General features: G+C 70.9%; 5 protein-coding genes. All 5 read left to right on the plus strand.

Annotated features, from left to right (window positions below; translation table 11 throughout):
• Nucleotides 1-140 precede the first annotated feature (140 nt).
• The 5 genes from ACIRR9_RS53835 to ACIRR9_RS53855 all read left to right on the plus strand — a co-directional run bounded on the left by ACIRR9_RS53835 (nt 141) and on the right by ACIRR9_RS53855 (nt 6,224).
• A complete protein-coding gene (locus ACIRR9_RS53835) occupies nt 141-560 on the plus strand; it encodes an FMN-binding protein (RefSeq protein ID WP_403768750.1) in 420 nt (139 codons plus the stop codon).
• Nucleotides 561-619: 59 nt separating this feature from the next.
• Nucleotides 620-1,264: a (2Fe-2S)-binding protein gene (locus ACIRR9_RS53840; protein WP_403768753.1), complete on the plus strand. Its 645-nt coding sequence runs from the start codon at nt 620-622 to the stop codon at nt 1,262-1,264.
• Nucleotides 1,265-1,270: 6 nt separating this feature from the next.
• Complete coding sequence (locus ACIRR9_RS53845; protein WP_403768756.1) at nt 1,271-2,254, plus strand: FAD binding domain-containing protein; 984 nt, start codon at nt 1,271-1,273, stop codon at nt 2,252-2,254.
• The gene (locus ACIRR9_RS53850) at nt 2,251-4,452 is read left to right on the plus strand and encodes a xanthine dehydrogenase family protein molybdopterin-binding subunit (RefSeq protein ID WP_403768759.1); all 2,202 of its coding nucleotides are present in this window, start codon (nt 2,251-2,253) and stop codon (nt 4,450-4,452) included. Before ACIRR9_RS53845 ends, ACIRR9_RS53850 begins: the two co-directional genes overlap by 4 nt.
• Before the next feature lie 128 nt (nt 4,453-4,580).
• The gene (locus ACIRR9_RS53855; RefSeq protein ID WP_403768762.1) at nt 4,581-6,224 is read left to right on the plus strand and encodes a tannase/feruloyl esterase family alpha/beta hydrolase; all 1,644 of its coding nucleotides are present in this window, start codon (nt 4,581-4,583) and stop codon (nt 6,222-6,224) included.
• Nucleotides 6,225-6,385 lie beyond the last annotated feature (161 nt).

Raw genomic sequence — 6,385 nt, forward strand, 5'->3', positions numbered from 1 at the left:
TTTCTCACGCCAAGTCGCCCAGTCTCCCGAACCCCTGACTTCACAAGTGGTCCCGTGGGGTGCCCTGTCACACCACGGAACACCACTGCCTGGCACAGCACGGCGTTCCACACAGGGCTCACAGGCAACAGGGTGAAGACATGTCGGCCCTGAACAAGAAGATCGCGACCGCGGCCATGCTGGGGATCTCCGTGTCCGCAGCCGTCGCCGGCTGCGCGAACACGGACCCGGCCCCGGACAGCAGCAGCACGGCTACAAGCAGGCGTCCGGCGTACGAGAACGGCGACTACCGCGCGACCGGGCAGTACGGGAGCGGCCCGTCGAGCATCACGGTGTCCCTCACCCTCGACGACGGAGCGATCACGGCGGTCGAGGTCACTCCGCACGCGACGGATCCGACCTCGCGCGACTACCAGGAACGTTTCGCCGACGCGGTCCCGCGACTCGTCGTCGGCAAGAAGATCGACGACGTGCATCTGGACCACGTCGCCGGTTCGAGCCTGACTCCCGACGGGTTCAACGCCGCGCTCCAGCAGATCAAGGGCGAAGCCGCCGGCTGACACACCCCGCACCGCGAGTAGCACCCCATCCTTCCCCCCAGCAGCAAGAGAGAGTGGGCATGTCTACCGAACTTCCGGAGTCACTGGTTCCGCCTCCCTCGGAGTCGTTGTCGGCGCCCTCGCGCCGTACGTTCATCGCGGCGTCCACCGCCGTCGGCGGCGCCGTGGTGGCAGGCGGTGTGCTCGCGGGCCCGGCCCCGCTGGGTGCCACGGAGGCGGCTGCCGCCGACGGACCGCCCAGCAGCCAGGTCACGGTGAGCGTCAACGGCACGCGGCACACCGTCACGATCGACAACCGCACCTCGCTCCTCGACCTGCTGCGTGAACACCTCGGGCTCACCGGCTCGAAGAAGGGCTGCAACGCCGGGGCGTGCGGAGCGTGCACGGTCCTGGTGGACGGCCGCCGGGTCAACTCCTGCCTGACGCTCGCGGTCCGCCTCGACGGCGCGCAGATCACCACGATCGAGGGCCTGGACCGGGGTGGCCGGCTGCACCCGTTGCAGGAGGCGTTCGTCGAGCAGGACGCCTTCCAGTGCGGCTTCTGCACCCCGGGCCAGATCATGTCCGGCGTCGCCTGCATCCAGGAGGGTCACACCGGCTCCGTCGAGGAGATCCGGGAGTGGATGAGCGGCAACATCTGCCGCTGCGGCTGCTACGTCAAGATCGTGCGGGCGGTCGAGCAGGCCGCCGCGGGCGGGAAGTGAGGGCCGGTGCATCCCTTCTCGTACACGAAGGCCGCCGACACCCGCGAGGCCCTCGACGCGGGCCGCAGCGGCGGACGTTACCTCGCCGGCGGCACGACTCTCGTCGATCTGATGCGGGAGACGGTCGAACGCCCCGGCTCGCTGGTCGACATCAGCGCCCTGCCGCTGTGCCAGGTCACGGTCACCGAGCGCGGAGGGCTGCGGATCGGCGCGCTGGTGCGGATGGGCGAGGCCGCCGCGCACCCGAAGGTGCGCACCACCTACCCGGTGATCTCACAGGCACTGGAACTGAGCGCCTCGGCCCAGCTGCGGAACATGGCCACCATCGGCGGCAACATCATGCAGCGCACCCGCTGCGCCTACTTCCGTGACGTGACCGCCGCCTGCAACAAGCGTGAGCCGGGCTCCGGCTGTGCCGCGCTGGAGGGCTTCAACCGCGGCCACGCGATCCTGGGGACCTCCGACGCCTGTGTGGCCACCCACCCCTCGGACGTGGCTGTCGCCTTCGCGGCCCTGGAGGCGACCGTGCGCCTGCTGGGCCCGGACGGGCGGGAGCGCGGCGTCGCCTTCGCCGACTTCCTGCTGCAGCCGGGCAGCACACCGAACCGTGAACAGGCCCTCCGGCAGGGAGAGTTGATCACCGCCGTCGAGATCCCGGCCCATCCCCGTCCGCTCCGGTCGGGCTACCTCAAGGTCCGTGACCGGCAGTCCTACGAGTTCGCCCTCGCCTCCGCCGCCGTCGCGCTGCACATCCGCGGCGGAGTGATCCGCGAGGCGAAGGTCGCCGCCGGAGGAGTGGGCACCGTGCCCTGGAAACTGCCGCGGGTCGAGGCACACCTCATCGGCGAACGCCCCTCGGACGCCCTGTGGGCAGCGGCGGCCGAGCAGGCGGCCGAGGGTGCTCAGCCCCTCCAGTACAACGGCTTCAAGGTCGAGTTGCTCAAACGGACCGTCGAACGCCAGCTGCGCATCGTAGGAGGCAGCGCATGAGCCCCCAGCCGCAAGCCGCCGTCGGCGCCCCGCTGTCGCGGGTCGACGGACGCCTGAAGGTCACCGGCCGGGCCGACTACGCCGTCGATCACGACATCGACGGCGTAATCCACGCAGTCATCGTCGACAGCAGCATCGCCGTCGGACGGATCACCGGCATCGACACGACCGCCGCCGAGGCCCAGCCCGGCGTCCTGACGGTGATCACCCACCTCAACGCACCGACCCTGCCCTACCGGGACAACGCCGGGTCGAACAACCCGCCGGGCAGAAGGCTGCGGGTCTTCCAGGACGACCAGGTCCTCTTCCACGGCCAGCCCGTCGCCGTCGCGGTCGCCACCACGCTGGAGGCCGCGCAGCATGCGGCGAGCCTGGTCGAGGTCACCTACGACGCCCAGGAGCCGTCCACCGACCTGAGCGACCACAGTCTCCCGACGAACACCCCCACGACCTACACGCGCGGCGACGCGCAGACGGCCCTGGCCTCCGCGGCCGTACGCCTGGAGATGACCTACCGGCTCGCTCGCAACCACCACAACCCGATGGAGCCGCACGCCACCACCGCCCAATGGGACGGCGACCAGCTCACGGTGTGGGACAAGACCCAGTGGGTCATCGGCGGCACCCAGACCGAACTCGCCGCCGTCTTCGGGATTCCACTGGCATCCGTGCGAGTCATCTCCCCGTTCGTCGGCGGCGGGTTCGGCAGCGGTCTGCGGACCTGGCCGCACGTCACCGTCGCCGCCCTGGCCGCCCGCGAGACCGGGCGGCCGGTCAAGCTCGCCCTGACCCGCAGGCAGCAGTACTTCGGGGCCGGATACCGGCCCGCCTACGAGTACGGGATCCAGCTGGGCAGCGACCCCACCGGGCGCGTGACCGCCACGGTCCACGACCTGCGCTCCGAGACCTCGGCCTACGAGACCTTCGCGGAACGGGGCGTCCTGCCGCTGGGCCAGGTCCTCTACGGCACGCCCAACGTCAGCCAGACGTACCGGACCGTGCCGCTGGACGTGAACACCCCGGTGGCCATGCGCGGACCCGGCTTCGCCTCCGCCGCCTTCGCGGTCGAGTCGGCCATGGACGAACTCGCCCACGAACTCGGCATCGACCCGATCGAACTGCGCCTGCGCAACGAACCGGCGACGGACCCGTCCAACGGCCAGGCGTTCTCAACCCGGCGGCTGCGCGAGTGCTACGCCACCGGCGCCCGCGAGTTCGGCTGGAGCGACCGTGACCCGGCCCCCCGCTCCACCCGCGACGGCGACTGGCTGATCGGCACCGGCATGGCCGCCGGCGTCTACCACACCCTGCGCGCGGCGGCCCAGGCATCGGTCCGCCTGAACGCCGACGGCACCGCCCTGGTCCAGTCCGCGACCAGCGACATGGGCCCCGGCACCTACACCTCCATGACCCAGGTCGCCGCCGACGCCCTCGGCCTGCCCGTGCGCCGGGTCACCTTCCGGCTCGGCGACTCCGTCATGCCCACCGCCCCGCTGCACGGCGGCTCCCTGACCATGGCCAGCGTCGGCTCCGCCGTCCAGGACGGCTGCGACCGGCTGCGCCAGCAGGCGATCCAACTCGCCATCGAGGACGAGCAGTCACCGCTCTACGGCGCCGACACCGACACCGTCATCGTACAGGGCGGCCGTCTGTACGTGAGCGGCGATCCCTCGCGCGGGGACACCTACGAACGGCTGCTGGCCCGCAACGACCGCGACAGCCTGGAAGTCCTCGGGTCCTACACCCCGGCACAGTCGCGGCTCACCATCGACGCCTACGCCGCAGTGTTCGCCGAGGTCGCCGTCGACGCCCGGCTCGGCCTGGTCCGGGTACGGCGGATGCTCGGCGTCTACGACGTGGGACGGGTGATCAGCCCCAAGCTGGCCGACAGCCAGGCACTGGGCGGCATGGTCGGCGGCATCGGCCAGGCCCTGCTGGAGCACACCGTCACCGACCACCGCGACGGCCGCATCGTGAACGCGAACCTGGCGGACTACCTGGTCCCGGTCAACGCCGACGTGCCCGACCTCAGGGCGATCTACCTCGAAGGGGAGGACCGCGAGGCCGACCCGATCGGCGTCAAGGGCCTCGGCGAGGTCGTGCTGGTCGGGGTGGCACCGGCCCTCGCCAACGCGGTCTTCCACGCCAACGGCCGCCGTGTCCGCGACCTGCCCATCACCGCAGACGCGCTGCTCTGAGCCCCGTAAGGGGCCCTGCGACCCGGCCTGCGCGACGCACCCGTCACACCGACGGCCGTCCGCTCGACCCCGCCTCCCGAAATCCCGGCAGGCGGCCCCCTCATCAACACATCACCCGCGAGGAAAACATGATCAAAATAGGACCCTGGAGGAGACGCCACGGTCTGCCGGCCGCCCTGCTGGGCGCCCTGGCCCTCGTCGCATCCCTGAGCGGTGCGGCAGGAGCCACCCAGCCCTCGGCCGAGCCCGCCGCCGGCCCGGTCGCCTGTTCCACCGACGCCCTGCAAGCCTCCCTCCACATCGACCAGGTGACTGTCACCAGCGCACAGGTCAACGCGACCGGGAAGTTCGCGCCCGCGGCCGGCATCGAGTCCCAGTTCGGCGGCCCGTTCACCGGCCTGCCCTCCTACTGCGACGTCACGCTCACCCAGACCGACTCGGCGAACGACCGCATCACCCTCAAGATGTGGCTGCCCGACCGGTGGAACGGACGATTCCAGGGCGTCGGGGGCGGCGGATTCGCCTGCGGCATCAACTACGGCCTCATGGCCACCGCCCTGACCAACGGCTACGCCTCCGCGTCCACCAACTGCGGCCACGACAACTCGTGGCTCGACGGCAGCTTCGCACTGAACGCCGACCGGACCCTCAACCACCCGCTGTTGGACAACTTCGCCTCCGCCGGCATCCACGACATGACGGTCACCGGCAAGGCCGTCACCCGCACGTACTACGCCGAGAAGCCCGCCTACTCCTACTTCAACGGCTGTTCCAACGGCGGCCGCATGGGGCTCATGGAGGCCCAGCGGTACCCGGACGACTACGACGGCATCGCCTCCGGCGCGCCGGCCACCAACCTGACCCGGTTCATTCCCGCGCTGATCTGGCCCCAACTGGTCATGAAGGAGAGCCACGACCTCCTGCCGACCTGCAAACAGCAGGCGTTCAAGGATGCCGTGGTCAAGGCGTGCGACAGCCTCGACGGTGTCACCGACGGCGTGATCGGCGACCCCGACGCGTGCCACTGGAATCCGAAGCGGCTCATCGGGGTCCAGACGGCATGCGGCACGATCACGCCCGCGGACTCTGCTGTCATGGCCAAGATCCTTCAGGGACCGCGGTCGCACGGCCGATTCCTCTGGTACGGGCTGGAGAAGGGCGCCGCCCTCTCCTACCTGGGCGTGGTCACCACCACCGGCGATGCCGCCAGCGGTCGACCGATGCCACTCGCCACCACCTATCTGGGATCGTGGCTCCAGCGCAACCCGGACTGGGACTGGCACACGCTCACCTACGACCGGTTCAACCAGCTCTTCGACCAGAGCGTCAAGGAGTTCGGCTCCACGCTCGCCAGCGACGATCCGGACCTGTCCGCGTTCAGGAAGAGCGGCGGCAAGATCGTGCTCTGGCACGGGCTCGCCGACCCGCTGATCTTCCCCCAGGGAACGGTCGACTACTACCAGCGTGTCCAGCAGGCCAGCGGCGGAGCCGCGGCGACGGACTCCTTCGCGCGCCTCTTCCTCGCCCCTGGCGCCGAGCACTGCGCCAGCGGAGCCGGGCCCGCGCCCAGCGATCCACTCGCGGCCGTCGTGAACTGGGTCGAGCACGGCAAGGCACCGAAGACCCTCCCCGCCGAGCTCACCGACCCCAGCACCCACAAGGTGACCGTGACGCGGCTGCTGTGCGCGTACCCGCTCGTCGCCCGGTACACCGGCCGGGGCGACACGGCAGACGCGGGTAACTACCGCTGCGCGGCCCGCTACACAGGCTGACGTCGTGTCCGGTGCGCACCTCGCGCACACCATGGTGGTGGGGGGGGGGGGGGCCCCCCCCCCCCCCCCCCCCCCCCCGGGGGGGGGGGGGGGGGCCCCCCAGAGGCCCTCCACCCATTCCCTGAAAAGAGGGCTCGGAGCTGGCGACTTGAGCTTCGGGT

This window comes from Streptomyces sp. NPDC101234 (assembly GCF_044767525.1).
GTDB classification, from domain to species: domain Bacteria; phylum Actinomycetota; class Actinomycetes; order Streptomycetales; family Streptomycetaceae; genus Streptomyces; species Streptomyces sasae.

Bases quoted from the DNA above. Each gene is read 5' to 3' on its own strand.
- ACIRR9_RS53835 (WP_403768750.1), top strand. From the start codon at position 141: ATGTCGGCCCTGAACAAGAAGATCGCGACCGCGGCCATGCTGGGGATC.
- ACIRR9_RS53840 (WP_403768753.1), top strand. From the start codon at position 620: ATGTCTACCGAACTTCCGGAGTCACTGGTTCCGCCTCCCTCGGAGTCG.
- ACIRR9_RS53850 (WP_403768759.1), top strand. From the start codon at position 2,251: ATGAGCCCCCAGCCGCAAGCCGCCGTCGGCGCCCCGCTGTCGCGGGTC.
- ACIRR9_RS53855 (WP_403768762.1), top strand. From the start codon at position 4,581: ATGATCAAAATAGGACCCTGGAGGAGACGCCACGGTCTGCCGGCCGCC.